This window comes from Blastococcus sp. HT6-30 (assembly GCF_039729015.1).
GTDB lineage: Bacteria > Actinomycetota > Actinomycetes > Mycobacteriales > Geodermatophilaceae > Blastococcus.
In genome coordinates this window covers 1,268,703-1,294,130 of the sequence record NZ_CP155792.1, presented here as the reverse complement: position 1 = coordinate 1,294,130, position 25,428 = coordinate 1,268,703, and the positions used below count along the sequence as shown (strand labels likewise).

Below are 25,428 nucleotides of genomic sequence, written 5' to 3'. Positions count from 1 at the left end.
CAGCTGGACGTTCGACCCGAGGTGCACCGAGTCCCCGCTTGAGCTGGGCAGCGCAGGTCTCCGCAGCCGCCGTGCTGGCGCTCGAGTCTGAGTTCCCTGGCGCAGTTCCACCGCCACCGGGCCGGGCCGCCCTGCAGTTTTCCAGGACCGCCGGGATGTCAGCAGCTTCGGGTGGAGCAGGGATGCGCCGGCAGGACCCGGCGAATCCAGGGTTGTCCGGCGAGCGCGCTCCAGGCGAATCCTGACAGCGGAACCGCTGCGTCCTGTCTCGAAGCGGACATCCCCGGCCGAGGGGAGCCCGGCGAAAGAATCGTGGTCGTTCGTTGGATGATCAATCCGCGCGGTCGAGCGTGTAGACCGCTTGACCTGCAGCTGGGGCTCCCCCGACTGGACTTGAACCAGTAACCCTGCGATTAACAGTCGCATGCTCTGCCAATTGAGCTACGGGGGATCAGCGGTGCGATCCGCTGGCTCGACGAGAGTACCGCACGCTCGATCAGCCGCCGCACGGGGCTTGCGGACCGCAGCGGGATGCGCGCCACAGGTAGCGTGTCGTCGTCCATCGCCCGAACACCTGGAGGTTCCCCGTGGCCAAGCTGTCGTTCGTCGCCGGATTCGGTGCTGGCTACGTGCTCGGCTCACGTGCCGGCCGCGAGCGCTACGAGCAGATCCGGCGGGCCTGGGACAAGGCCAAGGACGACCCCCGCCTGCAGAGCATCGCAGGTATGGCGCAGGCCAAGGCCGACGACGCGGTGTCCACCCTCAAGGCCCAGCTGGGCGGCGAACCTCAGCCCTGAGGCCGGTCAGTCCGGCTGCTCGGCGGCGAGCGCCTCGGCCAGCTTCTGCCGGGCCGTCTCCCGGGCCACCGGGTCGTCCCGGTCGGCGTCGTCGTCGAACACGACGGTCCACTCCCGCTCCGCCTGACCGGGCACCCGGCGGGCCACCAGGACCACACCGCCCCGGCCGGGCAGCGGGGTGCGCCGGCTGGTCACGATCGTCTGGTCAACCCGCCGGCGCACGACCGCGGGCAGGTCACCGGCGTCGAGCAGCACGTAGCGGACACCCGGCAGCCGGGCCTGCACCCCGGGCTCCACCTCGGTGAGCGGGGTGACGGTGAAGGAGCCGCCGCCGTCATTCGTCGCCGCCCACCGGGCGTGGCCCACCTCGTGCCACGGGAGCACGTCCGCTCCGCCGGCCGTGTCCACCGTCCGCAGCCCCCGGGACGTGGCGACCAGCCAGCCCCCGCCGCGAGCGAGCGCCCCCCAGGCCAGGACCCGCTCGTCGGGGTCGACCGCCACCGCGGCGCGCACCGCCTCCGGTGGCCGGGCGAACCGGCGCCGCAGCCCATCGAGCAGGCTCACGACGCGAGCCCGCCCATCGCCCGCTCCCGCAGCGACCGGGCCTGCTGCTCCAGCGCCACGAGCTGCCCGAAGATCTTCGTGTACTCCTCCGCCTGCTCCACGGGGTTCATCCGCTGCAGGCGCCCCTTGAGCGCGGCCACCTGGCGCACGGTGGCCATCTCCTGGAGGCGGGCGAGGATCGCGTTGACGTACGCGGGGTCGGACTCACCGGTCACCGAGCGCATCGGCTCCACCGCCAGCGCCGTCAGCAGCGCGCGGGCGCTCTCCCGGTCGCAGTGCTCGGCCACCTGGTCCAACCAGGCCGGGCCGGTCACGGTCGCGCCCGCGGCACCACCGGCTCCGGCCACCGCCGCCGCGACGGCGGCGTAGTCGGGATCGGTGTAGGCGGCCGACGCGACGGCGTCGAAGGCGGGCCCGGCGTACTCGGGCACCTGCAGCGCGGCCTTCACCGCCTCCCGCTCCACGGCCACTGCGGCGTCGTCCGGCGTGCGCTTCGGGGCGCGGGGACGGCCGCGCGAGGGCGCCCCTCCCCCGTTGCCGGTCAGCCGGCGCACCCGCTCCTGCACCTCTGCCTCGTCGGTGTTCCCGATCATCCCGGCGAGCTCGCGGGCGTAGGCAGGCCGCAACGCGTGGTCCTTGATCTGTGCGACGAGCGGCACCGTCTTCTCCAGGGCGGCGACCCGGCCCTCCACGGTATCCAGGTCGTAGCCGGCGAGCGTGGTCCTGAGGACGAAGGCGATCAGCGGGGTGCGGCGGGCGACGAGGTCGCGGACGGCGGCGTCGCCGTGCTCCTGCCGCAGCTCGCAGGGGTCGCGCCCCTCCTGCTCGACGGCGACGAACGTCTGCCCGACGAACCGCTGGTCCTCGGCGAAGGTCTTCATCGCGGCCGCCTGGCCCGCGGCGTCGCCGTCGAAGGTGTAGACGACCTCACCGCGGAACTCGTCCTGGTCCATGAGCAGCCGGCGCAGCACGCCGATGTGCTCGGCGCCGAACGCGGTGCCGCACGAGGCCACCGCCGTCGTCACGCCGGCCAGGTGGCAGGCCATGACGTCGGTGTAGCCCTCGACGACGACGGCCTGGTGCCGGCGGGCGATGTCGCGCTTGGCGCGGTCGATGCCGTAGAGCACGCTGCTCTTCTTGTAGAGCGGGGTCTCCGGGGTGTTGAGGTACTTCGGCCCCGGGTCGTCGTCCATGAGCTTGCGGGCGCCGAAGCCGATGACGTCCCCGGTGATGTCGCGGATCGGCCACACCAGCCGCCGGTGGAACCGGTCGATCAGGGTGCCCCGCGACGACTCCTTCGCCAGCCCGCCGGTGACCAGCTCGGCCTGGGTGAAGCCCTTGGCCCGCAGGTGCCGGGTGAGCGCGTCCCACCCGCCGGGGGCGTAGCCGCAGCCGAAGTCCAGGGCCGCCTGCCGGTCGAAGGCCCGGTCGGCGAGGAACTGCCGGGCCGGCGCCGCCTCCGGCGTGCCGAGCTGCTCGGCGTAGAACGCGGCCGCCGCGGTGTTCGCCGCGACCAGCCGGGCCCGCTGACCGACCGACGCCCGGTCGGGGCCGGCGGTCGGCCGCCCGCCGTCGTCCTCGTACTTCAGGTCGATGTTGGCGCGGCCGGCCAAGAGCTCGACGGCCTCGGTGAACGACAGGTGGTCGATCTGCTGGACGAAGGAGATGACGTCGCCGCCCACTCCGCAACCGAAACAGTGGAACAGGTTCCGCGACGGCGTCACCTGGAACGACGGCGACTTCTCGTCGTGGAAGGGGCAGAGCCCCTTGAGGCTGCCGCCGCCCGCGCGCTTCAGCTGCAGGTGCTCGCCGACGATCTCGTCGATCTTGCTCCGCTCGCGGACCAGCGCGATGTCCGCCGCCCGGATGCGACCCCGGCCGGCCATCAGGCCGCCACCTGGCGTCCGTGCAGCTCGTCGCCGTGCAGCACGGGCAGGACGCCCTTCGGCATGCCGCGCGTGCCGGCCTCGCCCAGTTCGAGCACCGTCGTCCCTCCCTCAGCCGATGCCGGGTGCGCCGGCGACGCTCTCGCCGGTGACGCGGTAGAGCAGGTACGCAGCAGTCTCCCGCAGGATGTAGCGGAACTGGGTGGCCCGGGTATGCACGGCCGGGCCCTGCCGGGTCGGTGAGCTCTCGGCCTCCATCCCCGCGTCCTCGGCCATCCGCTGGGCGCGCATCGCGTGCCAGGGGTCGGTGACCACCACCGCCCGCTCCCAGCCGCGCTCGGCGAAGGCCGTGCCGGCCACCCGCATGCTCTGCAGGGTGTCCACGCCCTCGGGCACCGCCAGCAGCGCCTCGGCGGGCACCCCGGCCCGGGCCAGGTAGTCGCGCCCGGCCTCGGCCTCGGTGAACGCATCACCCGCGGCCTTGCCGCCCACGGTCACGATCACCGGGGCGACGCCGGCCTCGTACAGCGCCCGCGCGTGCTCCAGCCGCGCCTCGAAGATCGACGAGGGCACGCCGTTGTACTGCGCCGACCCCAGCACCACGATCGCGTCGGACTGCGGGCGGGAGTCCTGCCGCGCCGTCCACCAGATGGCCAGCGCCGTGGAGGCCACCAGGAGCACGGCGGCCAGCACGCCGGCCCCGGCCACCCGCGTCACCAGACTCCGCACGCCCACCCGTCATGGGTACCACGCCCGGCCGACACGGCCTCGGTGCAGGGGCCCGCGCCGAGCCTGCGAGGCGCCGGGGCACCGAGGCCCTCCTTCAGGAGCCGGCGCGGGCGCCGTCCAGCGCGGCGCGACCGGCCTCGAGCCGGGCCACCGGCACCCGGAACGGCGAGCACGAGACGTAGTCCAGGCCGACCTCGTGGAAGAAGTGCACCGAGTCGGGGTCGCCGCCGTGCTCCCCGCAGATGCCCAGCTTGAGGTCCGGCCGGGCGGCCCGGCCGGCCTCGGCGCCGATCTGCACCAGCCGCCCGACCCCGTCGATGTCCAGCGACTCGAACGGCGAGATCCCGAAGATGCCCTTGTCCAGGTACTGGTGGAAGAACGCCGCCTCGACGTCGTCGCGGGAGAAGCCCCACGTCATCTGGGTGAGGTCGTTGGTGCCGAAGGAGAAGAACTCCGCCGACTGGGCGATCTCGCCCGCGGTCAGGGCCGCGCGGGGCACCTCGATCATCGTGCCGATCAGCGGCCTGACGTCGATGCCCCACTCTTCGCACACCTCGGCCAGCACCCGCTCGGACTCCTCGCGGATCGCCTCCAGCTCCTGCACGGCACCGACCAGCGGGATCATGATCTCCGGGTGGGGGTCGCCACCGGCCCGCTTGCGCTCGCAGGCCGCCTCGGCGATGGCCCGCACCTGCATGGCGAACAGCCCGGGGACGACGAGGCCCAGCCGCACCCCGCGCAGGCCCAGCATCGGGTTGGACTCGTGCATGCCGCGAACGGCGGCCAGCAGCCGGAGGTTGCCCTCGTCGGGCTCCCCCCGCTCCTCGGCCAGCGCCACCCGCACCGACAGCTCGGTGAGGTCGGGCAGGAACTCGTGCAGCGGCGGATCGAGCAGCCGGACGGTCACCGGCAGCCCGTCCATCGCCTCGAAGATCTCGAGGAAGTCCTGCTTCTGCAGCGGCTCCAGCGCGTCGAGCGCGGCCTGCCGCTCGTCGTCGCCGTCGGCCAGGATCAGCTTCTCCACCAGCTGCCGCCGGTCGCCGAGGAACATGTGCTCGGTGCGGCACAGGCCGATGCCGCGCGCGCCGAAGCGGCGGGCGCGGGCGGCGTCCTCGGGGGTGTCGGCGTTGGTGCGCACGTCGAGGCGGCGCACCTCGTCGGCGTGGGTGAGGATCCGGTGCACGGACCTCACCAGGTCGTCGGCGTCGTCGGACCCCGGGTCGATCTCCCCTTCGAAGTAGCGGACGACCGACGACGGCTCGACCGGCACCTCGCCGAGCCACACCGTGCCGGTGGACCCGTCGATGGAGATGACGTCGCCCTCGGCGACCACGGTCCCGTCGGGAGCGGTGAACCGCTTGGCCCTGGTGTCGACCTGCAGCTCCTCGGCGCCGCAGACGCACGTCTTGCCCATCCCCCGGGCGACGACGGCGGCGTGCGAGGTCTTGCCCCCGCGGCTGGTCAGCACACCCTCGGCGGCGATCATCCCGGAGAGGTCGTCGGGGTTGGTCTCCCGGCGGACGAGCACCACCTTCTCCCCGCGGCCGGCCCACTGCGCGGCCGCCTCGGAGGAGAACACCGCCTTGCCGACGGCGGCCCCGGGCGAGGCGTTCATGCCCTGGGTGAGCTGCCGGGCGTTCCCGCCGGTGACGAAGCGGGGGAACATCAGCTGGGCGAGCTGGTCACCGGTGACCCGGCGGACCGCCTCGTCCATGTCGATCAGCCCCTCGTCGACCAGCTGCGTGGCGATGACGAAGGCCGCGCCGGCGGTGCGCTTGCCGACCCGGGTCTGCAGCATCCAGAGCTTGTTGCGCTCGATGGTGAACTCGATGTCGCACAGGTCGCGGTAGTGCGACTCCAGCCGCGACATGATCCCCATGAGCTCGTCGTAGGCGGTCCGGTCGATCTGCTGCAGGTCGACCAGGGGCACGGTGTTGCGGATGCCGGCGACGACGTCCTCGCCCTGGGCGTTCTGCAGGTAGTCGCCGTACACGCCCTGGGCGCCGCTGCCCGGATCGCGGGTGAAGGCGACGCCGGTCCCGGAGTCCATGCCGAGGTTGCCGAACACCATGGCGCACACGTTGACGGCGGTGCCGGCGTCGCCCGGGATGCGCTCGCGACGGCGGTAGATCACTGCCCGGTCGGAGTTCCACGAGCCGAAGACGGCGTTGACCGCCAGGTCCATCTGCTCGCGGGGGTCCTGCGGGAAGTCCTGGCCGGTGTGCTGGCGCACGATCGCCTTGTACCGGCCGACGACGTCCTGCAGGTGGCCGGCGTCCAGGTCCAGGTCGGACTCCGTGCCCTGCTCGCGCTTGACCTCGTCGAGGGCCTCGTCGAACAGCTCGCCGTCGATGTCGAGGACGGTCTTGCCGAACATCTGGATCAGCCGCCGGTAGGAGTCCCAGGCGAACCGCTCGCTGCCCGACTGCGCGGCCAGGCCGTGGACCGACTCGTCGTTGAGCCCGACGTTGAGGACCGTCTCCATCATCCCGGGCATGGACGCGGCCGCCCCGGAGCGTACCGAGACCAACAACGGGTCGGCCGGGTCGCCGAGGGTCTTGCCCATCGACTTCTCGAGGGCCGCGAGGTGCTCGCTGACCTGCTCGTCGAGCCCCGGCGGGGTGCCGCCGTGCTGCAGGTAGTACCGGCACGCATCGGTGGTGATGGTGAAGCCGGGTGGCACGGGCAGGCCGAGGTTGGTCATCTCGGCGAGGTTGGCCCCCTTGCCGCCGAGCAGGTCCTTCTGGTCCTTACCGCCCTCGCTGAAGTCGAAGACCCACTTCTCGTCAGCCATCCCGCACCTCCACGTCCGTCCGCCTCCCCCGGGGGGACGATCCCCCGAGGGAACACTGCCGTGTCGAGCAGACGTCCTAAACGTCCATCCGACGGCGTCCGTCGATCGTGGCGCACCTCGGCGGTCGGCGCGAGCCCCGGGCCGGGTGATCCCGGCCATGAGGTGTCCGGGCGGTCAGTCGATCCCGCAGATGCGGGGGCCGTCCTCGTTGACCACGGCGAGCTCCGCGGAGGCGCCGTCCTCCCAGCGGACGGTCACCCGCTGGATCCTCGCGCCCTCCACCGGGTCGTCTCGCACGTCGGCGACCTCGGCGGAGCCCGGCCGGAGGTACTCGGCCTCCATCCCGGTCACGTCGAGCCGGCTGCGCTCGTCCCCGCAGAGGAGCTGGTAGGAGGTCTCGGTGTCACCGGCGTCGAGCGCAGCGAGGAACACCTGGGTGACCTCGGTGGCCTGGTCGGCCGGGGATCCCCGGATCACGTAGAGACCGGCGACCATGCCGCCGGCCATCAGGACGACGCCGAGGATGCCGGCGATCAGCCAGCCCTGCCGCCTGCGGGGCGTGCCCGTGTGCAGCGGCGCGGGGCCGTCGTCGTAGAGGAAGGGGCCCTGCGTCATCCGCCGCTCGTCTCCAGTTCTGCCCCGGCCGGAGGCCGCGGGTCGTCGCGGTCGGCCAGCCACCCCTCGGGGAGCGCGACCGGGCGTGGCGTGCTGGTGCGCCCGCGCGGCGCCCCCAGCACGGCGGTCGGGTACGGCTGGTCCGGGATGCCGGCGAGCAGCTCGGCGAGCTCGTCGAGGCCGCTCACCATCGCCAGCGCCCGCCGGGTGTCCGACCCCACCGAGAAGCCCTTCAGGTACCAGGCCACGTGCTTGCGGAAGTCGCTGCAGCCGTGCCGCTCGCCGTGCTCCTCGGCCAGCAGCGTGGCGTGCCGGTGCATGATCGCGGCGACCTCGCGGACGGTGGGCAGGGCGCGGCGGCTCTCGCCGGCGAACGCGGCGGCCAGGTCGCCGAACAGCCACGGCCGGCCCAGGCACCCCCGCCCGATGACGACGCCGGCGCATCCGGTCTCGGCGACCATGCGCAGCGCGTCGTCGGCCTCCCAGACGTCCCCGTTGCCGAGCACCGGGATCTCGACGGTCTCCACCAGCCGCGCGATCGGCGCCCAGTCGGCGGTGCCGCTGTAGAGCTGGTCGGCGGTGCGGCCGTGCAGCGTGATCGCCGCAGCGCCCTCGTCCTGGGCGATCCGGCCGGCGTCGAGGTAGGTGACGTGGTCGGCGTCGATGCCGATGCGGGTCTTGATCGTGACCGGCACGTCCCCCGCCGCGCGCACCGCCGCCCGCACGATGTCCCGCAGCAGGACGCGGCGCCAGGGCAGGGCCGAGCCGCCGCCCTTCCGGGTCACCTTGGGCACCGGGCAGCCGAAGTTGAGGTCGATGTGCGCCGGGCGGGTGCCGGCGACGCCCTCGTCGACGAGCATCTCCACCGCACGCCCGACGGTCGCGGGGTCGACGCCGTACAGCTGCACGGAGAAGGCGTCCTTCTCGTCCGCGGTCGCCCGGATCATCCGGAGCGTCTTCTCGTTCCGCTCGACCAGCGCCCGCGTGGTGATCATCTCGCAGACGTAGAGACCGGCACCGAACTCGCGGCAGAGCGTGCGGAAGGCCGGGTTGGTGATGCCGGCCATCGGCGCGAGCACGACGGCGGGGTCGACGGTCAGCGCGCCGAGCCGCAGCGGCGGCAGGGCCGTCGTCGTCGGCTCGAGCGTGGCGGTCACGGCACCAAGAGTAGGCGGTGCCCTTCCCCTCGCCCGTGGTCCGCAAGGAAGCCTCTCCTTGCCCGCGACCCGAGAACCCGGTCTGTCAGCCTCCACCGATCAGCCTGGTCACCGACCCCATCCCCGGGCAAGGCCGGGATCCCCGGCCACCACCCGGGTCAGTGCTCTGGAGAGTGCGCAGCCGACACGACCTCGAACCATTGGCTTCGGCTCGGCTGCGCCTCCAGCCCCTCGAGTGTGTCCCGCGCCTCCTGGAAGGCGGGATCGTGGTGCCAGGCTTCCCAGTCCTCGCGGCTTCGCCACGTACCCACGATCACACGTGTCTGCTGCTCGTCCTCAGGAGTGAGAAGCTGTCCCGAGACCCATCCGGGTCGCCCGTGCGCAGACTCGAAGCGCTCGCGGACGGCTTCGTCCCACTGCTGCTCCCCACCTGGGCGCAGGACGGTCGTGGTGATGACGGTCATCATCTGTGGCTCCCGGTACTCGATGGATGTGCTCGGACCGTGGCACATGTGCGGTGTTGCGGTAAGCCCCTGACAGCGCCTGCCGACGCTGTACTCCTTGGCGAGCTCAGTCGATGAGTGCATCGACCGCGGTCAGCAGCCGGGGAGGCGGGCGGCGAGGTAGGACTCGACCTGGCCCAGGCCCACGCGCTCCTGGCTCATCGAGTCGCGCTCGCGCACGGTCACCGCGTCGTCGGTGAGGGTGTCGAAGTCGACGGTCAGGCAGAACGGCGTGCCGATCTCGTCCTGCCGGCGGTACCGGCGGCCGATGGCGCCGGCGTCGTCGAAGTCGACGTTCCAGTTCCGCCGCAGCGCCGCGGCCAGGTCCTTTGCCTTGGGCGAGAGGTCGGCGTTGCGCGACAGCGGCAGGACGGCGGCCTTCACCGGCGCCAGCCGCGGGTCGAGCTTCAGCACCGTGCGGACGTCGACCCCGCCCTTGGCGTTGGGCGCCTCGTCCTCGGTGTAGGCCTCGACGAGGAAGGCCATCAGCGAGCGGGTGAGACCCGCCGCGGGCTCGATGACGTAGGGCGTCCAGCGGGTGTTGGTGGCCTGGTCGAAGTAGGACAGGTCGGTGCCCGAGTGCTGGGTGTGCGTGGAGAGGTCGAAGTCGGTGCGGTTGGCGATGCCCTCGAGCTCACCCCATTCCGAGCCCTGGAACCCGAAGCGGTACTCGATGTCGACGGTGCGCTTCGAGTAGTGCGACAGCTTCTCCTTGGCGTGCTCGTAGTGCCGCAGGTTCGCCGGATCGATGCCCAGGTCGGTGTACCAGCGGGTGCGCTCGTCGATCCAGTACTGGTGCCACTCCTCGTCACTGCCCGGCTCGACGAAGAACTCCATCTCCATCTGCTCGAACTCGCGGGTGCGGAAGATGAAGTTGCCCGGCGTGATCTCGTTGCGGAACGACTTGCCGATCTGGCCGATGCCGAACGGCGGCTTCTTGCGCGCCGCGCCCATGACGTTGGCGAAGTTCACGAAGATCCCCTGCGCGGTCTCCGGGCGGAGGTAGTGCAGGCCGGACTCGTCCTCGACCGGGCCGAGGTAGGTCTTGAGCATCATGTTGAAGTCGCGGGGCTCGGTCCACGCGCCCTTCGTCCCGCAGTTCGGGCAGGCGATGTCGGCCAGCCCGTTCTCCGGCGGCCGGCCCTTCTTCTCCTCGTAGCCCTCCTCCAGGTGGTCGGCCCGGAAGCGCTTGTGGCAGCTCTGGCACTCGGTCAGCGGGTCGGTGAAGACGCCGACGTGACCGGAGGCCACCCAGGTCTGGCGGGGCAGGATGACCGAGGAGTCCAGGCCGACGATGTCGTCCCGGCTCTGGACGACGGTGCGCCACCACTGGCGCTTGATGTTCTCCTTGAGCTCGACGCCCAGTGGGCCGTAGTCCCACGCGGAGCGGGTACCGCCGTAGATCTCCCCGGACGGGAACACGAAGCCCCGTCGCTTGCAGAGGTTCACGACCTTGTCGAGGCGGGCGGGGTCGTGCTTGGCGGTGCTGTCGCTCACGGCGAGAGGCTCCATCCGGCTGGCGGTCGGCGGTTGACCCGTCCACGGTAGTTGCCGGCCCGGCGGCGCCCTCAGTCGGTGACCACGACCGGGACTCCCGCGTCGGTGGGCGCGGGTCCGGACGAGGCGCACGGCGAGCTCGGCCCGGATCCCGGCGTACCGCTCGAGGAAGACCCGGTCGTCCAGCCGCTCGCGCCGGCGGGCGACCGGGTGGTGCGGGTGGGGCTGACCACCGCCCGACCGCAGGTGCTCGGCGTCAGTCGGTGAGGTAGGCACCCGGCTCGTCGACGGCGTGCACCCAGACCGGCGCACCGGTGATCTTGACCTCCGCGGCCGACAGGGCGCGGCGGTAGGAGCCGACGCCGTCCCACCGGGTCACCAGCGCCCAGAGCTCCGGGTCGTCGGCCGACCGGCCCAGTACGCCGTCCCGGAAGCCCGGCCGGGCGGCGAGCGCGGCCAGCAACCGGTCCACCTCGCCCGCCAGCCGGGTGGCATCCGCCGCCGTCACCCGCAGCCGTGTCACCGCGAACACCCGTGCTCCCCTCGTCCGGCCTGCGCAGACGCTCCCACGACCGCCTGTCACCATGGACGCATGGTCCGCACCACCCGGCAGCGCACCGCCGTCCGAGCCGTCTTCGCAGACCTCGACGGCTTCCACAGCGCCCAGGAGGTGCACGCCCGGCTCCGGGACGCCGGCGACCCGGTCGGGCTGTCGACGGTCTACCGCGCCGTCCAGTCGCTGGCCGACGACGGTGAGCTGGACTCCATCCGCACCGACACCGGCGAGGCGCTGTACCGCCGGTGCAGCCCCCAGCACCACCATCACCTGGTGTGCCGCGGGTGCGGGCGCACCGTCGAGGTGGCCGGCCCGGCCGTGGAGACCTGGGCCGACCGCGTCGCGGCCGAGCACGGGTTCGCCGACATCAGCCACACGTTGGAGGTGCTCGGCACCTGCGCCGCCTGCCGGGCCGCGGCGGCCGGCCGGCCCGAGGCGTCCCCGGAGCGCACCACCGACTGACCGGCGACGCGCTGCCGATCCGAGGAAGCGGCCGACCGCGCCGTGGAGCAGCAGCAGAACGGCTCGCCGCCCTCAGCGCTCGACGGTGGACCAGGCCGTGACGTGGTCGACCAGGACCTGGGCCGGATGGTCACCGGTCGGATGCGGGGCGCTGCTCGTCTCGCCGTCGTCGCTGGTCAGCAGGAGGACGAGCAGGAAGCCCAGACCGGCGAGAAGCAGCACCCCGGCACCCACCAGCCACGGCATCAGCGTGCGGGAACCGCCGGATGGCTGGTCGTAGCGCAACGGCTCGTCGGAGGCCGACGCCTCGTCGGAGGGCGCCTCCTCCGGGACCGGCTGCCCCGCGACCGGAGGCACCCCCGGGCTCCGGGCCGGTTCGTGCGGACCGGCGGGGTGGGCACCCGTGGGCGGCTGGCTCATGGCGGTCGTCGACCTCCTCCACGCGTCACCGGGCGAGGGCGGCCGGCTGTCCGGAACCTACTCACCTCCGAGCCGCTCGCCCACGCCCCGCGCCCCCGTTCCCGACCGTCCCCCTGAGGTCGTTACCCTGCGCGGCCGGACGGCGTCCTCCGGTCACCCGGCCGACCGCGGCGACCGGGGGAACGTTCGTTCAGGCGGTGCCGAACCGGCGCTGCCGGGAGGCGAACTCCTCGCACGCCGCCCACAGGTGCCGGCGGTCGAAGTCCGGCCAGAGGGTGTCGAGGAAGACGAACTCCGCGTAGGCGGACTGCCAGAGCAGGAAGTTGCTGGTCCGGTTCTCCCCCGAGCTGCGCACGAAGAGGTCGACGTCGGGCATGTCCGGCTCGTCCAGGAACCGGGCGACCGTCTTCTCGTCGATCTTGTCCGGGTCGAGCCGGCCGGCCGCGACCTCGCGGGCGATGGCCGCAGCCGCGTCGGCGATCTCGGCCCGGCCGCCGTAGTTCACGCACATGGTGAGGGTGAGGACGTCGTTGTCCTTCGTGAGCTCCTCGGCGACCTCGAGCTCCTTGATCACCGAGCGCCACAGCCGGGGGCGGCGGCCGGCCCAGCGCACCCGGACCCCGAGCTCGTGCATCTCGTCCCGGCGGCGGCGGATCACGTCGCGGTTGAAACCCATGAGGAAGCGCACCTCGTCGGGGCTGCGCCGCCAGTTCTCGGTGGAGAAGGCGTAGGCGCTGATCGCCTTCACGCCCAGCTCGATGGCGCCCTCGACGCAGTCGAATAGCGAGGACTCCCCCGCCTCGTGCCCGGCGGTGCGGGGCAGCCCGCGAGAAGAGGCCCAGCGGCCGTTGCCGTCCATCACCAGGGCGACGTGCTGCGGCACCTTGTCCTTCGGCAGCTGCGGCGGGCGCACGCCGGACGGGTGCGGATTGGGGGCCTTGACCTCACGCCTCACTGAGCAGGCTCACTTCCCGGCGCGGTGCCGACGAGTCGGATCGGTCGACCAGCGGCAGCGAGCGCAGCCCGCGCTCCAGGTGCCACTGCAGGAGCGCGGCCACCAGGCCGCTGCCCTCGCGCCGGTTGATGCCGAGGCTGGCCTCGGCCCGGCCCCAGTCACCGGTCAGCAGCGCATCGAGCAGCTCGACGGTGACGGGACTCGGCATGGCCGAGCCGGTGGGCCGGCAGGCCGAGCAGACGGTGCCGCCGGCGGGGACGGAGAAGTGCCGGTGCGGACCGGCCTCGCCGCAGCGCGCGCAGTCGGCCAGCGCCGGCTCCCAGCCGGCCACGGACATGGCCCGCAGCAGGAACGCGTCGAGCACCAGCGGCGCGGGATGGGCCTGCTCCCCCAGTGCCCGCAGCGCGCCGACCACGAGGAGGAACAGCCGCAGCGAGGGCTCCTTCTCCTCGGCGGTCAGCCGGTCGGCGGTCTCCAGGACGGCGGTGCCGGCGGTGTACGCCGGGTAGTCCGCGACGATCTCCTGGCCGTACGAGCGGATCGACTCCGCCTGGCTGACGATGTCGAGGCTCCGGCCGGTGTAGAGCTGCAGGTCGACGTGGGTGAACGGCTCGAGCCGGGCGCCGAACTTGCTCTTGGTGCGGCGCACGCCCTTGGCCACCGCCCGCACCTTGCCGTGCCGGCGGGTGAGCACCGTGATGATCCGGTCGGCCTCGCCGAGCTTCTGCGTGCGCAGGACGATGCCCTCGTCCCGGTACAGCGCCTTCGGGGTGTGCGCGCTCACCTCAGTAGCCCAGCCGGTTGAGCTTCTTCGGGTCGTCCTGCCACTCGCCGAGCACGGTGACGTGCAGCTCGAGGTGCACCCGGGCGTCCAGCAGCGTCTCCATGCCGGCCCGGGCCTCGGTGCCGATCGCCTTGATGATGTTTCCGCCCTTGCCCAGGAGCATCGGCTTCTGGCTCGGCCGCTCGCAGTGCAGCAGCGCGTGCACCTCCACCAGCTCGCCCCCGGCGCGCTTGGGGTCGGGCCGCCGGCTCATCTCCTCCACCGTGACGGCGAGGGAGTGCGGCACCTCCTGGCGGACCTTCTCCAGCGCCGCCTCCCGGATCAGCTCGGCGATCTGCCGCTCGACGTCCTCGTCGGTGGTCTGCGCCTGCGGGTACAGCGCCGGGCCCTCGGGCAGGAGCTTGATCAGCAGGTCCTCGAGCAGCTCGACCTGGTCGCCCCCGACGGCGCTGACCGGCACGACCTCGGCAGCCTCCACCAGCTGGCTGGCGGCGATGAGCTGCTCGGCGACCTGCTTCCTGCCCGCGGCGTCGGTCTTCGTGACGACCACGACCACCGGCGCCTTCACCTCGGCGAGCTGGCGGGCGATGAACTTGTCGCCGGTGCCCACGGGCTGGTCGGCCGGGATGCAGAAGACGATCACGTCGACGTCGGAGAGCGTGTCGCGGACGACGTCGTTCAGGCGCTTGCCCAGCAGGCTCTTGGGCTTGTGCAGCCCGGGGGTGTCGACCAGCACGATCTGCCCGCACGGCCGGTGCACGACGCCCCGGATGGCGTGCCGGGTGGTCTGCGGGCGGTTGCTGACGATGCCGACCTTCTCGCCGACCATCGCGTTGGTCAGCGTCGTCTTGCCGGCGTTGGGACGCCCGACCAGGGCGACGAAACCACTGCGGTACGGCTGGTCAGGGTCGGTCACGGCAGCCAGTCTCCCACCGGTGGCCGACATCCCCGCGCGCCGGAGTCCCGGCGCGCGACCGACCGGCGTCCTCGTCGGGCGGCGGTCAGGACCAGGGGCGGCCGATCCGGTCGCGGCGCGCGGCGCCGAGCCGGGCGAGCACGCGGACGCCGGTCAGGGCGTCGCCGGTCAGCCGGTGCCCGATCTCGGACCAGGAGGCGGCCGGCGCGCGGGCGCGCCCGGGTGCCGGGCGCCCGAGCGCGACCAGCACGAGCAGGAGCAGGAGGAGGAACAGCAGCGTCGTCACCCCTCCACCATCCGCCGGTTCCGCTCGCGCGGACAGCGGCAGGAGCGACCGCGTCCGCAACCATCCCGCCAGCCACTGCCGGGACTCCGTCACCTGCGCCCCGGTCGCGAGCGAACGCGAGGGGCGACCGCCACCGCCGGGCTGGGATGATCGCCGTCGTGCCAGGTCGAGAGCGGAACCGGTCCCGGCCACCCCGGGCGGCGGCGGACCGCGAGCGGCGACTGCACGTCGAGCAGGCTCGGGGGCATCGCTTCGTGGTGGGCTGGGGCCCCAGGCGCTCGGCGACGGTCGTCCCCGCCCCGCTGCGCTACTGGCAGTACCGCCCCGCGGGCCTGCTGGCACTCGCGCTCGCCGCGGTCGTCGTCGCCGTCTGGGTCGCGCTCTTCGCCTGGCGCGGCGGCTGGCCCGCCGCCCGGGGCGAGCTCCCGCTCGCGCTGGCCGCGGGGCTCCTCGTGTACGCGGTGAACACCCGCCGCGTGACGGTCTCCGACCACGGTCTCTCGTTCGACGTCGCCGGCACCCGCACCGATCCGTCGGCGGTGATCCCCTCGGTGCTGGTGCAGGCCGTGCGCACCGGACGGCCGCCGGCCGACTGGCCGGCCCCGGAGCAGCGCGGCGGGTGGTGGCCGGGGCGCGGCCGCATCGCCGTCCGGTACCTGACCGACGAGGGCGAGGCCGCCGTCGCCCTGTGGGTCCGGGATCCCGAGGCGTTCGCCGACGCGCTGGGCGTCCCGCTGACGCGCTAGCTAGGCGCAGGTGCGCACGACTCCGTCGGGGCCGGCGAGGTGCACCGGCGCATCCGGCGTGAGGTCGCGGACGGCGGCCAGCCCTTCCTGCTCGACCGCGTCGGCGGCGGAGACGAGCACCGCGGCCTCCAGGCCCTCGACGCCGCTGGAGACGGCGGCGGCCACGGCGGCCTGCAGCGCCGACAACCGCAGCGAGGGCAGGGCGACCGACGCCGCGACGTAGGTGCGGCCGTCGGTGTCGCGCACGGCGGCCCCCTCCGGCGCACCGGTGCGGCCGCGCGCGGAGCGGGCCAGGGTGACGAGCTTCGCGTCCTCGGGGTGCAGATCAGCCACAGACCCATCCTTGTCCGGTGGTTCGGCCCTCCTGCAGGGGCCCGCCGCGAGCCTGCGAGCGGTGGGGGGCAGGAGGGCCCTTTCTCAGCCTTCCACGCCGGCCGGCAGCTCGGCGCGGGTGGCCCCCGACGGGCGCTGCCCGTCGGTGTCCTCGTCGCCGTCCTCCGACGGCTCGGGCAGCCGGCAGACCAGCAGCGTGTCGATCCGGTTGCGCCGGCCCCCGGTGCTCTCGGCCACCAGCCGCAGGCCCCCGACCTCGGCCGCGGCCCCCTCGATCGGCACCCGGCCGAGCTCGCGGGCCAGCAGGCCGCCCACGGTCTCGACGTCGTCGGTCTCCTGCAGGTCGACGTCGAACAGCTGGGCCAGGTCCTGCACCGGGAGCCGGGCGGTGATCCGCATCGAGCCGTCGTCGAGCTGCTCGACCTCCGGCCGCTGGAAGCGGTCGTGCTCGTCGGCGATCTCGCCGACGATCTCCTCGAGGATGTCCTCGATGGTCACCAGCCCGGCGAAGCCGCCGTACTCGTCGACCACGATGGCGATGTGGATGCGCTGCGCCTGCATGTCCCGGAGCAGCTCGTCGACCGGCTTGGACTCCGGCACGAACGTCGGGGTGCGCATCAGCTCCTCGACGCGCGGGCCGCGCTGGTCGGAGCCGTGCTGCGACCGGCGGACGAGGTCCTTGAGGTAGACGACGCCCACGACGTCGTCGACGTTCTCGCCGATGACCGGAATGCGGCTGAAGCCGCTGCGCAGCGCGAGGGCCAGCGCCTGCGGCACGGTCTTGGTGCGCTCGATCCAGACGACGTCGGTCCGCGGCACCATGACCTCGCGGGCGATGGTGTCGCCCAGCTCGAAGACCGAGTGGATCATGTTCCGCTCGCCGGACTCGACGACACCGCGCTCCTCGGCCATGTCGACCAGTTCGCGCAGCTCCACCTCCGAGGAGAAGGGGCCGTCGCGGAAGCCGCGGCCGGGGGTGATCGCGTTGCCGACGAGGATCAGCAAGGTGGCGACCGGGCCGAGGACCCGGCCGAGCAGCCGGACCAGGCCTGCGGTGGCCAGCGCCGTGCCGTAGGCGTGCTGGCGGCCGAGCGTGCGCGGGCCGACCCCCACCAGCACGTAGCTGACGACGGTCATCACCCCGGCGGCGGTGAGGAAGGTGCGCCAGCCGCCGCCCCACAGGTCGTAGAGCAGCACGGTGAGCAGCACCGCGGCGACCATCTCGCAGACGATCCGCAGCAGCAGGAGCAGCGAGACGTGCCTCGCCCGCTCGCTGACCACCTCCTCCAGGGCGTCCGCCCGCTTCACGCCGTCGCGGCGCAACTCCTCGACCCGGGCCTTGGACACGCGCTGCAGGGCGGCGTCCATGGCCCCGAAGATGCCGGCCAGCGGGACCAGACAGAGGGCGACCACGAGCATCGTGATCGCGCTGGTGGTCATCGGGGACCGGTCTCCTGACCTGCCGGAGCGCCGGTCACCGGCTCGCGGGGCGCGGTGCGCCAGGCATCGATGAGCTTCGACTGGAGACCGAACATCTCCTTCTCCTCGTCGGGCTCCATGTGGTCGTAGCCGAGCAGGTGCAGCACGCCGTGGGTGGCCAGCAGAACGAGCTCGTCGTCCATGGTGTGCCCCGCGGCGCGGGCCTGGCGCACGGCGACGGCGGGGCAGAGCACGACGTCCCCGAGCAGCGCCGGACCGGGCTCCGGGTCGTCGGGGCGGCCGGTGTCGAACTCGTCCATGGGGAAGGCGAGCACGTCGGTGGGGCCCTTCTCGCCCATCCACCGCTCGTGCAGGCTGCTCATGTAGTCGACGTCGACGCACAGCACCGACAGCTCGGCCATCGGGTTGATCCTCATCTCACCGAGGACGAACCGGCAGATGCCGGCCAGCTCCGCCTCGTCGACGGCGATCTCGGACTCGTTGGAGACCTCGACGGGCACGGTGGTCAGCTCCCCTGTCGGCGCGGGCGGGTGGGCCGGACCGGCGCACCCGCGGCCGGCCGGGACGTTCCGGCGGGCTGCCGGGTGGCGTCCCAGCGCTCGTAGGCGTCGACGATGTCTCCGACCAGGCGGTGGCGGACGACGTCGGTGCTGGTCAGGTTGGCGAAGTGCACGTCCTCGATCCCGCCGAGGATCTCCCGGACGATCTTCAGGCCGCTCTGCGCGCCTCCGGGGAGGTCGACCTGGGTGACGTCGCCGGTGACCACGATCTTGGAGCCGAAACCGAGGCGGGTGAGGAACATCTTCATCTGCTCGGCCGTGGTGTTCTGCGCCTCGTCGAGGATGACGAACGCGTCGTTCAGGGTCCTACCCCGCATGTAGGCCAGCGGCGCGACCTCGATCGTGCCCGACTGCATCAGCCGCGGGATCGACTCGGGGTCGACCATGTCGTGCAGCGCGTCGTACAGCGGCCGCAGGTACGGGTCGATCTTCTCCGACAGCGTGCCGGGCAGGTAGCCCAGCCGCTCCCCCGCCTCGACGGCCGGCCGGGTGAGGATGATCCGGTTGACCTGCTTGGTGGTGAGCGCCTGGACCGCCTTGGCCATGGCCAGGTAGGTCTTGCCGGTACCGGCGGGGCCGATGCCGAAGACGACGGTGTGCTTGTCGATCGCGTCGACGTAGCCCTTCTGGTTCAGCGTCTTCGGGCGGATGGTGCGCCCGCGGCGGCTGATGATGTCCAGGCTGAGCACGTCGGCCGGGCGCTCGGAGCCGCCGGCCTTGAGCATCGCGATGACCCGGCGCACCGAGTCGGGGCGCAGCTGCTGGCCGGTGCCGATCAGCGCGATCAGCTCGTCGAAGACCCGGACGGCGAAGGCGTTGTCGGCCGGCTGCCCGGTGACGGCGATCTCGTTGCCGCGCACGTGCACGTCGGCGTCGACCCCGGCCTCCACGAGCCGGAGCAGCTCGTCGGCCGACCCGAGCAAGGAGACCATGGGGATGTTGTCGGGCACGGTGATGGTGGCCCGGACGGCGGCGGGGACGGGTGCGGGACTTCCGGCGGATGCGCCGTCCGCGGCAGCGGCCTGGGCCGACGCCTCACGGGACGTGGGCGCACCGGGCACGGGGACGTTCGGGGAGGTGTCGGGCAAGAACCCTCGACCCTGCCTTCCTGCGACGGCGGTGTGCGGCGAGCGCACTAGGACCCGATCGACTCTACCCGCGCGCGACTCCCCGAATCGCGGTCCACCCGTCCAGGTCAGCGGCCGGTGTAGCTCGCCTTCCCCGGCCCGTCGGTCAGGAAGGACGCCACGGCCCCGCGGAGGTCCTCGGTGGCGAACAGCGGCCCGGAGATCTCCGGCACCAGGGCGTCCGCCGCGCGGGCGCCCTCGCGGACGGCGACGCCGGCCAGCCGCTTGGTGGCCGCGTGCGCCACGGTGGGTCCGGCGGCGACCCGCTGCGCGTAGGCGCGGGCGGCGTCGGCGAAGCCCTCGTCGGGCAGCACCCGGTTCACCACGTTCCAGCGCTCGAGGACCGCGGCCGGGTAGCGCTCGCCGGTGTAGACGAGCTCCTTGGCGCGGGCCGGGCCGGCGCGCTCGGCCAGTCGCTGCGGCCCGCCCATCGACGGCGTGAGGCCCACGACGATCTCGACCAGGCCGAAGGACGCCTTCTCCGCGGCCAGGAGGATGTCGCAGGACAGGGCCAGCTCGAAGGCCGCGGTCAGGCACAGGCCGTGCGCGGCGAAGACCGTCGGGACCGGGAGGTCCTCGAAGGTGTTGGCCACCCGGAGCAGGCGGGCCCACAGCTCGCCGCCGCGCCGGGCCGGCTCGGGGCCTTCGGCGATGTCGCGGAAGTAGGTGACGTCGACCCCACCGGACACCACCTTGCCGCGCGCTTCGACGAGCACGGCGCGGGCCCGGTCGGGCCGGGCCGGGTCCGTCAGGGCCACCAGCTCGGCGGCCACGCTCTCCATCGCGTCGAACGTCGCAGCGTCGAAAAGGTTCAGCGGCGGGTTGTCCAGGACGACGACGGCGACGTCACCGTCGCGCTCGATGCGGAGGGGGGCAGGAGTCTCGGCCATGCCCACACCCTCTCAGCACACCCCTCCACCCGCAGGCACGGGCGTCCCGGACGAAGCCTCAGCCGGGCGGCCAGCCGAGGTCGCGGCCCCCGAGCACGTGGAGGTGGACGTGGTGGACGGTCTGCCCCGCCGCCGGGCCGGTGTTGGCCACCAGCCGGTAGCCGGGCTCGGCACCGTCCCCGGTGACCAACCCCTCCTGCCGGGCCACCGCGTGCGCAGCGGCGACGACCTCGCCCATCAGCGTGGGATCGGCCTCGGCCAGCGCCCCGGCGGTCGGGTGGTGGTCGGTGGGGATGACCAGCACGTGGGTCGCGGCCTGCGGGTTGATGTCGCGGAAGGCGAGCACCCGGTCGGTCCGGTGGACGACGTCGGCGGGGATCTCACCGGCGACCATGCGGCAGAACAGGCAGTCGGTCACGCCCCGACCCTAAGAGGACCCCCGTGCCCCCCACCACTCGCTGCGCTCGCAGCGGGACCCTGCACGGGAGCCGTTCCAGCACGGCGGCCGTCAGCGGCCGCTCTCGACGCCCAGGTACGCCTGCACGATGCGCTCGTCGGCGAGCAGCTCGCCGGCCGGGCCCGAGTGCACGACCTCCCCGCTCTGCAGCACGTACCCGTGGTCGGCGGCGCGCAGCGCCCGGCGGGCGTTCTGCTCCACCAGCACTACCGTGGTGCCCGACGCGCGGATCTCCTCGATGACGCGGAACACCTCGTCGACGATCTTGGGCGCCAGCCCCATCGACGGCTCGTCCATCAGCATCACCTTCGGCCCGGCGACCAGGGCGCGCGCGATGGCCAGCATCTGCTGCTCGCCACCGGACAGCGCACCGGCCGGCAGCGCCCGTCGCTCGGCCAGGACCGGGAACCGGTCGTACATCGCGTCGACGGAGCTCGCGCCGCCCTTCCCGGAGTGCCACGTGCCCATCTGGAGGTTCTCCTCGATGGTCAGCGTGGCAAGGATCTGCCGCCCCTCGGGCACCTGCACCAACCCCCGGCCCACCAGCTTGTGCGCCGGGGTGCGGGTGATGTCCTGACCCTCGAAGGTGATCCGCCCGCCGGCCGGCCGCAGCATGCCGGAGACGGCGTTGATGACCGAGGACTTGCCGGCCCCGTTCGCGCCGACCAGCGTCACGAGCGAGCCCTGCTCGGCCCGGAAGGAGACGTCCCGGACCGCCTCGACCCGCCCGTAGGTCACCCGCAGGCCGTCCACGGTGAGGATGGGGTCGCTCATGTCGCATCCCTCGGGGTGGTGTCCGGTGTGTCCAGGGTGCCGGCGGCACCGGGCCGCAGGTTCGCGACCGCGTCCGGCGGTGCGTCGCCGGTCCCGGCGGCGGTCGCGCCCGCACGGGCCGCACCCGCGACCGGGCCGCCGTCCTCGTCGTCCTCGGCCGAGCCCAGGTAGGCCTCGATGACGGCCGGGTCGGCGGCGACCTGGTCCGGCGCACCGCTGGCGATGACCTCGCCGAAGTTCAGGACGACCACCCGGGTGCAGGTCTGCAGCACCATGCCGACGTTGTGCTCGATGAACAGGATGGTCAGCCCGTCCCGCGCCAGCGACCTGATCAGCTCCGACAGCCGTCCGGCCTCGACGTGGTTCATCCCCGCGGCCGGCTCGTCCAGGATCAGCAGGGACGGGTCGGAGGCCAGCGCGCGGGCGATCTCGAGCCTGCGCTGGTCGCCGTAGGACAGCGCCTCCGCCCGGGAGGCGGCGAGGTCGGTCAGCCCGACACGCGCCAGGCAGCGGGCCGCCTGCCGCATCGCGGCCCGCTCGTCGCGGCGCGCCGACGGCAGCCAGAGCAGCCGTCGCAGGAAGGTCGGCCGGCTGACCAGGTGGGCGCCGACGAGCACGTTCTCCAGCGCCGACAGCCGGTTGAACAGCTTGGAGTGCTGGAACGTACGGCTCACGCCCGCCGCCGCGATCCGGTGCACCGGCGTGCTGCCGACCGCCGTCCCGAGCACCGTGGCGCTGCCCGAGCTGGGCGGCACCAGACCGCTGATCATGTTCACGAGCGTCGTCTTGCCGGCTCCGTTGGGGCCGATCAGGCCGACGACCTCGCCGGCCCGGATCTCCAGGTCCACGCCGCGGACGGCGTGCACCCCGCCGTACTCCTTGCCGAGGCCGGCGAGGGTGACGACCGGCTCGCCGGCGGCCGGGTGGCGGCGGCCGGCCAGGCCGGTGGCGTCCTCGTCGGCGCCGCCGGAGGGCATGCGGGTCCGGCGCGGGAGCAGGCTGGCCAGGCCACCGGGCAGGAAGAGGATGACGACCAGCAGGAGCAGGCCGGCGAGGAACGGCCGGATCCAGCCGGCCTCCACCCCGACCGCCCGCTGGACCTCCGGGACGAGCGTCTGGAAGCCGCTGCCCAGCAGCGGGCCGAGGAACATGGTCGAGCCACCGACCACCGCGGTGACCAGCCCCTCGACGGCGGCGGTGAAGTCGAAGTCGTTCGGGGCGATGAGCCGGACGTAGTAGGCGTAGAGGACGCCGTACAGGCCGGCGACCGCTCCCGCGGTGACGAACGCGGCGAGCCGGTGGCGTCCCACGTCGATGCCCATGGACCGGGCGGCGAGCTCGTCCTCCCGGATCGCCTCCAGGGCGCGGCCGTACCTCGAGCGCCCCATCCGCCAGAACCAGTAGGCCACCAGCGCGAGCGCGGTCCAGGCCATGCCGACGGTCAGGATCCGGGGCACCCCGAGCCCCTGCGCGCCGCCGGTCCACTCCTGGTTGAGCAGCACCACGCGCACCGCCTCGGCGAAGCCCAGGGTCGCGATGGCCAGGAAGACACCGCGCAGGTGCATGGTCGGCAGGCCGAGGACCACGGCGCCGAGGGCCCCGACCGACATGCCGATCGCCACGGCGATCAGCAGCGCGGGGACGTCACCGACGTCGGCTCCGCTGGGGGCCAGGTAGGCCCCCGAGAACGCCGCCAGGGAGGCGAAGCCGGCCTGCCCGAGGCTGAGCTGTCCGGCGATCAGGACGGCGTAGAAGGAGTAGGCGAAGATCGCCCCGAGGGCGATGAACGTCAGCGTGGTGGCGTACTGGCCCAGCATCAGACCTCCCGGACCTTCCGCGCGCCGAGCAGCCCCTGCGGGCGCAGCAGCAGGATCACGAACAGCAGGCCGAAGGCGATGACGTTCACCCACGACGAGCCGATGTGCTGGACGGCGAACACCTCGGCCAGGCCGAGCAGCAGCCCGCCGATGAGCGCGCCGGGCAGCGAGCCCATGCCGCCGACGATGATGACCGCCAGACCCTTGAGCTCGATCGCCGCGCCCATGCCGAGCTGGGCGGTGTTCACGTTGATGGCGAACAGCACGCCGGCGACCGCGCCGAGCGCGGAGGAGATCGCGAAGGTCACCGCGGTCACCCGGTCGACGTTCACCCCGAGCACGCGCGCCGCCGTCGGGTTCTCCGCAACCGCCCGCATCCCCCGGCCCAGCCGGGTGCGGGTGACCATGTAGGTCAGGCCCACCATCAGCGCCAGGGAGATCCCGAGGATCACCACCTGCACGAGCGTCACCTGCGCGCCGAAGACCTCGAACCGGGTGTCGGGGAACGAGCCCGGCGGGAAGCGGCGGGTGTCGGGGCCGTAGCGCCACTGCAGCAGCGCGATCAGCATGCCGGCGAGCGCGATCGAGGAGATCAGCCCGGCGAAGTGGGCGTCGGCGCGCCCCTTGAGCGGCCGGAACGCCACGCGCTCGATGACCAGGCCCAGGACGGCGCCGAAGACGAACACGATCGGCAGCGCGGCCCAGAGGGACAGGCCACCCCGCTCGACCAGCTCGATGCCGACGAAGGCGGATGCGGCGAAGACCGCGGGGTGCGCGAGGTTCAGCCGGTCGAGGATGCCGAAGACCAGCGTGAACCCGATGGCGAACAACGCGTAGATCGAGCCGATGAAGATGCCGTTGAGGAGCTGCTGCACAGCGTTGCCTGTTCTCGTCGTGGGTGCCCGGGCACGGTAGCCGACACGCGGCCGGGGGCCCGGTCGGAGGACCGGGCCCCCGGCGGGGGTCGCAGCGCGGCGCCGGCCGGTCAGCCGACCGGCGCCGTGGAGCGGGTCACTCCAGGACGGCGAACTGGCCGTTCTCGACGACCTGGACGACAGCCGGGTGGTCGGCGTCCCGGTTCTCGTCGATGGAGAACTCGCCGAGGACCGTGGGCACGTCCTCGATCTGCCCCAGCGCCTGCTGGATGCTGTCGCGCTCGGCGGAGCAGTTGGCACGCACGGCGTGGTCGACCAGCTTGAGCCCGGTGTAGGCCTGGGCGGCGAACTGGTCGGGCTGGGCGCCGTACTCGGCCTCGTACGCCTCGAGGAACGCCTGGTTCTCCGGGTTGTCGGACGCGGAGTTCCAGGCGGCGCCGACGACGACGCCCTCGGCCGCCTCCCCGGCGTCGGCCATCAGCGTCGGGTTGTTGAACCCGTTGCCGCCGATGATCGGCACGTCGATGCCCAGCTCGCGGGCCTGGGTGACCAGCGGCACCGCGGCCTCGATCAGCGCCGAGACGACCAGCGCGTCGGGGTTGCTCTCCTGGGCCTGGGTCAGCAGAGCGCGGAAGTCGGTGTCGGACTTGGAGAAGGTGATCGTCTCGCTGACGTTCACGCCCTCCTCCTCCAGCGCAGCGGCGAACGCCTCGTAGCCGGACTCGGTGAAGGCGTCGTCGTTGCTGTACATGACCACGACGTCCTGAAGCCCGAACTGCTCGGTGGCCTGGGCGACCGTCTGCGGGATCACCGCCTGCTCGGTGAGCGAGTCGCGGAAGATGTAGTCGCCGATCTCGGTGACACCCGCGGCGGTGTTGGAGATGCCCAGCACCGGGACGCCGGCCTCCTGGGCGATCGGGTCGGCCTGGACCGCGGCGTTGGACAGCGTGGGCCCGATGATCAGGCTCACGCCGTCGGAGACGAACTGGTCGAACAGGGTGATGGCCTGGCGCGGGTCGGTCTGGTCGTCCTCGATCGTGAGGTCGTAGGTGACGCCGCCCTGCTCGGCCAGCTCGGCGGCGGCCAGCTGCAGGCCGCGCTGCTGCGACTCCCCGTAGCTGGCGGCTGCGCCGGTGAGGCTGAGCACGGCGCCGAGGGGCACCTCGCCCTCGATGGTGCAGGACTCGCCGCTGCCCTCGCCGGTGAGCGTGCCGGAGGCGGCGGAGTCCCCGCCGTCCGACTCACCGGAGCCGCAGGAGGCGAGGAGGAGGGCCGCGGCGCCGGCCGCGGCGACGGTGTGGAGCTTGGTGCGCATGTCTCTCCCTTGTCGAGCACGACGACCGCGCGTGCCCCACGAGGCGGCCGCGCGGGTTCCCCGGGGCGGGCGGGCCCTGCCCGTGCCACCCGGGCATCGTGGGCCGACCGAGGCCGGTCGACCGGTTTACGGCCGTCACAGTAAGCACCCGTCTCCCGCCTCCCGGCAGGGGC

28 protein-coding genes and 1 tRNA gene are annotated in these 25,428 nt (G+C 73.1%); 4 read left to right on the top strand and 25 right to left on the bottom strand.

Going from position 1 to position 25,428, the window contains the following annotated elements:
- Positions 1 to 378: 378 nt before the first annotated feature.
- Positions 379 to 451: transfer RNA gene (locus ABC795_RS06240), tRNA-Asn, on the bottom strand.
- Positions 452 to 587: 136 nt separating this feature from the next.
- On the opposite strand from ABC795_RS06240, the gene ABC795_RS06235 reads away from it, so the two are divergent.
- The gene (locus ABC795_RS06235; RefSeq protein WP_347060056.1) at positions 588 to 797 is read left to right on the top strand and encodes a hypothetical protein; all 210 of its coding nucleotides are present in this window, start codon (positions 588 to 590) and stop codon (positions 795 to 797) included.
- A gap of 6 nt (positions 798 to 803) precedes the next feature.
- On the opposite strand, the gene ABC795_RS06230 is transcribed toward ABC795_RS06235, so the two are convergent.
- The 8 genes from ABC795_RS06230 to ABC795_RS06195 all read right to left on the bottom strand — a co-directional run bounded on the left by ABC795_RS06230 (position 804) and on the right by ABC795_RS06195 (position 10,557).
- Positions 804 to 1,361, bottom strand: coding sequence for a hypothetical protein (locus tag ABC795_RS06230; RefSeq protein ID WP_347060055.1), 558 nt, complete (start codon positions 1,359 to 1,361; stop codon positions 804 to 806).
- Positions 1,358 to 3,247 (bottom strand): DNA primase, encoded by a 1,890-nt coding sequence (gene dnaG / locus ABC795_RS06225; protein ID WP_347060054.1) that lies wholly within the window; start codon positions 3,245 to 3,247, stop codon positions 1,358 to 1,360. The genes ABC795_RS06230 and dnaG overlap by 4 nt, the downstream gene beginning before the upstream one ends.
- Positions 3,248 to 3,358: 111 nt before the next feature.
- Entirely contained in the window at positions 3,359 to 3,982 is a 624-nt protein-coding gene (locus ABC795_RS06220) for a YdcF family protein (protein WP_347060053.1), read from the bottom strand.
- A gap of 88 nt (positions 3,983 to 4,070) precedes the next feature.
- On the bottom strand, positions 4,071 to 6,770 hold the full coding sequence (gene ppdK, locus ABC795_RS06215) for a pyruvate, phosphate dikinase (RefSeq protein WP_347060052.1): 2,700 nt from the start codon (positions 6,768 to 6,770) through the stop codon (positions 4,071 to 4,073).
- A gap of 174 nt (positions 6,771 to 6,944) precedes the next feature.
- Positions 6,945 to 7,385 carry a hypothetical protein gene (locus ABC795_RS06210; RefSeq protein WP_347060051.1) on the bottom strand — a complete coding sequence of 147 codons (441 nt, stop codon included), beginning with the start codon at positions 7,383 to 7,385 and terminating at the stop codon, positions 6,945 to 6,947.
- Positions 7,382 to 8,542 carry a tRNA dihydrouridine synthase DusB gene (dusB, locus tag ABC795_RS06205; protein ID WP_347060050.1) on the bottom strand — a complete coding sequence of 387 codons (1,161 nt, stop codon included), beginning with the start codon at positions 8,540 to 8,542 and terminating at the stop codon, positions 7,382 to 7,384. Before dusB ends, ABC795_RS06210 begins: the two co-directional genes overlap by 4 nt.
- 158 nt (positions 8,543 to 8,700) lie before the next feature.
- Complete coding sequence (locus ABC795_RS06200; RefSeq protein ID WP_347060049.1) at positions 8,701 to 9,009, bottom strand: antibiotic biosynthesis monooxygenase; 309 nt, start codon at positions 9,007 to 9,009, stop codon at positions 8,701 to 8,703.
- A 129-nt stretch (positions 9,010 to 9,138) separates the two neighbouring features.
- Complete coding sequence (locus tag ABC795_RS06195) at positions 9,139 to 10,557, bottom strand: glycine--tRNA ligase (protein WP_347060048.1); 1,419 nt, start codon at positions 10,555 to 10,557, stop codon at positions 9,139 to 9,141.
- Positions 10,558 to 10,620: 63 nt separating this feature from the next.
- Here ABC795_RS06195 and ABC795_RS06190 point away from each other — a divergent pair, with 63 nt between their 5' ends.
- Entirely contained in the window at positions 10,621 to 10,809 is a 189-nt protein-coding gene (locus ABC795_RS06190) for a hypothetical protein (protein WP_347060047.1), read from the top strand.
- Here the strand turns inward: ABC795_RS06190 and ABC795_RS06185 are convergent.
- Positions 10,799 to 11,074, bottom strand: a complete 276-nt coding sequence (locus tag ABC795_RS06185) for an antibiotic biosynthesis monooxygenase (RefSeq protein ID WP_347060046.1) — start codon at positions 11,072 to 11,074, stop codon at positions 10,799 to 10,801. The two genes, ABC795_RS06190 and ABC795_RS06185, sit on opposite strands and share 11 nt — an antisense overlap.
- Before the next feature lie 60 nt (positions 11,075 to 11,134).
- Here ABC795_RS06185 and ABC795_RS06180 point away from each other — a divergent pair, with 60 nt between their 5' ends.
- On the top strand, positions 11,135 to 11,560 hold the full coding sequence (locus ABC795_RS06180) for a transcriptional repressor (RefSeq protein WP_347060045.1): 426 nt from the start codon (positions 11,135 to 11,137) through the stop codon (positions 11,558 to 11,560).
- Between the two features lie 72 nt (positions 11,561 to 11,632).
- On the opposite strand, the gene ABC795_RS06175 is transcribed toward ABC795_RS06180, so the two are convergent.
- The 5 genes from ABC795_RS06175 to ABC795_RS06155 form a co-directional block, all read right to left on the bottom strand.
- Positions 11,633 to 11,917 (bottom strand): hypothetical protein, encoded by a 285-nt coding sequence (locus ABC795_RS06175; protein ID WP_347060044.1) that lies wholly within the window; start codon positions 11,915 to 11,917, stop codon positions 11,633 to 11,635.
- 253 nt (positions 11,918 to 12,170) lie between these two features.
- Complete coding sequence (locus ABC795_RS06170; protein WP_347060043.1) at positions 12,171 to 12,935, bottom strand: isoprenyl transferase; 765 nt, start codon at positions 12,933 to 12,935, stop codon at positions 12,171 to 12,173.
- Entirely contained in the window at positions 12,925 to 13,719 is a 795-nt protein-coding gene (gene recO / locus ABC795_RS06165; RefSeq protein ID WP_347060042.1) for a DNA repair protein RecO, read from the bottom strand. The genes ABC795_RS06170 and recO overlap by 11 nt, the downstream gene beginning before the upstream one ends.
- Position 13,720: 1 nt before the next feature.
- Positions 13,721 to 14,635, bottom strand: coding sequence for a GTPase Era (gene era / locus ABC795_RS06160; protein ID WP_347060041.1), 915 nt, complete (start codon positions 14,633 to 14,635; stop codon positions 13,721 to 13,723).
- 85 nt (positions 14,636 to 14,720) lie between these two features.
- Positions 14,721 to 14,921: a hypothetical protein gene (locus ABC795_RS06155; protein WP_347060040.1), complete on the bottom strand. Its 201-nt coding sequence runs from the start codon at positions 14,919 to 14,921 to the stop codon at positions 14,721 to 14,723.
- Between the two features lie 158 nt (positions 14,922 to 15,079).
- On the opposite strand from ABC795_RS06155, the gene ABC795_RS06150 reads away from it, so the two are divergent.
- Entirely contained in the window at positions 15,080 to 15,667 is a 588-nt protein-coding gene (locus ABC795_RS06150) for a hypothetical protein (RefSeq protein ID WP_347060039.1), read from the top strand.
- On the opposite strand, the gene ABC795_RS06145 is transcribed toward ABC795_RS06150, so the two are convergent.
- From ABC795_RS06145 to ABC795_RS06100, 10 genes are all read right to left on the bottom strand, one after another.
- On the bottom strand, positions 15,668 to 16,000 hold the full coding sequence (locus ABC795_RS06145; protein ID WP_347060038.1) for a cytidine deaminase: 333 nt from the start codon (positions 15,998 to 16,000) through the stop codon (positions 15,668 to 15,670).
- Positions 16,001 to 16,084: 84 nt separating this feature from the next.
- Entirely contained in the window at positions 16,085 to 17,440 is a 1,356-nt protein-coding gene (locus ABC795_RS06140; protein ID WP_347060037.1) for a hemolysin family protein, read from the bottom strand.
- Positions 17,437 to 17,940 carry an rRNA maturation RNase YbeY gene (ybeY, locus tag ABC795_RS06135; RefSeq protein ID WP_347060036.1) on the bottom strand — a complete coding sequence of 168 codons (504 nt, stop codon included), beginning with the start codon at positions 17,938 to 17,940 and terminating at the stop codon, positions 17,437 to 17,439. The genes ABC795_RS06140 and ybeY overlap by 4 nt, the downstream gene beginning before the upstream one ends.
- 5 nt (positions 17,941 to 17,945) lie before the next feature.
- Positions 17,946 to 18,932 carry a PhoH family protein gene (locus ABC795_RS06130; protein ID WP_347060689.1) on the bottom strand — a complete coding sequence of 329 codons (987 nt, stop codon included), beginning with the start codon at positions 18,930 to 18,932 and terminating at the stop codon, positions 17,946 to 17,948.
- Positions 18,933 to 19,195: 263 nt separating this feature from the next.
- A complete protein-coding gene (locus tag ABC795_RS06125) occupies positions 19,196 to 20,017 on the bottom strand; it encodes an enoyl-CoA hydratase/isomerase family protein (protein ID WP_347060035.1) in 822 nt (273 codons plus the stop codon).
- Positions 20,018 to 20,075: 58 nt separating this feature from the next.
- On the bottom strand, positions 20,076 to 20,435 hold the full coding sequence (locus ABC795_RS06120) for a histidine triad nucleotide-binding protein (RefSeq protein WP_347060034.1): 360 nt from the start codon (positions 20,433 to 20,435) through the stop codon (positions 20,076 to 20,078).
- 90 nt (positions 20,436 to 20,525) lie between these two features.
- A complete protein-coding gene (locus ABC795_RS06115) occupies positions 20,526 to 21,248 on the bottom strand; it encodes an ABC transporter ATP-binding protein (RefSeq protein WP_347060033.1) in 723 nt (240 codons plus the stop codon).
- The gene (locus ABC795_RS06110) at positions 21,245 to 23,065 is read right to left on the bottom strand and encodes a branched-chain amino acid ABC transporter ATP-binding protein/permease (protein ID WP_347060032.1); all 1,821 of its coding nucleotides are present in this window, start codon (positions 23,063 to 23,065) and stop codon (positions 21,245 to 21,247) included. Before ABC795_RS06110 ends, ABC795_RS06115 begins: the two co-directional genes overlap by 4 nt.
- Positions 23,065 to 23,940, bottom strand: coding sequence for a branched-chain amino acid ABC transporter permease (locus ABC795_RS06105; RefSeq protein ID WP_347060031.1), 876 nt, complete (start codon positions 23,938 to 23,940; stop codon positions 23,065 to 23,067). The genes ABC795_RS06110 and ABC795_RS06105 overlap by 1 nt, the downstream gene beginning before the upstream one ends.
- A gap of 136 nt (positions 23,941 to 24,076) precedes the next feature.
- Positions 24,077 to 25,255 carry an ABC transporter substrate-binding protein gene (locus ABC795_RS06100; RefSeq protein ID WP_347060030.1) on the bottom strand — a complete coding sequence of 393 codons (1,179 nt, stop codon included), beginning with the start codon at positions 25,253 to 25,255 and terminating at the stop codon, positions 24,077 to 24,079.
- Positions 25,256 to 25,428: the final 173 nt, after the last annotated feature.